The following is a 777-nucleotide window of genomic DNA, read 5'->3' on the forward strand; positions in this document are numbered from 1 at the left end:
GGTACGGCTGTTCGCCGTTTAAAGAGGTACGTGAGCTGGGTTTAGAACGTCGTGAGACAGTTCGGTCCCTATCTGCCGTGGGTGTAGGATACTTGAGAGGAGTTGCCCCTAGTACGAGAGGACCGGGGTGAACGATCCACTGGTGTACCAGTTGTTCCGCCAGGAGCAGTGCTGGGTAGCTATGATCGGACAGGATAACCGCTGAAGGCATCTAAGCGGGAAGCCCCCCTCAAAACAAGGTATCCCTGAGGACCGAGGTAGACCACCTCGTCGATAGGCCAGAGATGTAAGTGCGGTAACGCATTCAGTTGACTGGTACTAATGGTCCGATAGGCTTGATTTGATCCAGTAAAAGGCAGACTTTTACAAGACATATCAAAAGCATACACACAACACAGTTGTACATGACTTGGACACGAGGCCGTTTGATCGGTTTGGTGATCATAGCGCGAGTGAAACACCCGGTCCCATCCCGAACCCGGCCGTTAAGCACCGTAGCGCCGATGGTACTGCATCTTAAGGTGTGGGAGAGTAGGTCATCGCCAAACCTATCAAACGACCTCAAAACGTATCTCTCTACGATGATAAAAGAATACCTTCAGAACAATCAAAACGTCCTGAAGGGCGACAGATCTCAAACCAAACCGGAAAGAGATCATGGGCTCAAGGTGCGCTCCGCGCGGTAGCCCAAAAACAGTGTCGCGGGATGGAGCAGCCCGGTAGCTCGTCAGGCTCATAACCTGAAGGTCGCAGGTTCAAATCCTGCTCCCGCAACCA

1 tRNA gene and 2 rRNA genes are annotated in these 777 nt (G+C 52.4%); all 3 read left to right on the forward strand.

What is annotated here, in order from left to right:
* Window positions 1–343, forward strand: a 23S ribosomal RNA gene (locus JXR15_RS21015); the annotation flags it as partial.
* Window positions 344–433: 90 nt separating this feature from the next.
* Window positions 434–548 (forward strand): 5S ribosomal RNA (gene rrf, locus JXR15_RS21020).
* A gap of 152 nt (window positions 549–700) precedes the next feature.
* A tRNA-Met gene (locus tag JXR15_RS21025) sits at window positions 701–777 on the forward strand.

The sequence above is a fragment of the Shimia sp. genome, assembly GCF_049116215.1.
Taxonomy (GTDB): Bacteria; Pseudomonadota; Alphaproteobacteria; order Rhodobacterales; family Rhodobacteraceae; genus Shimia.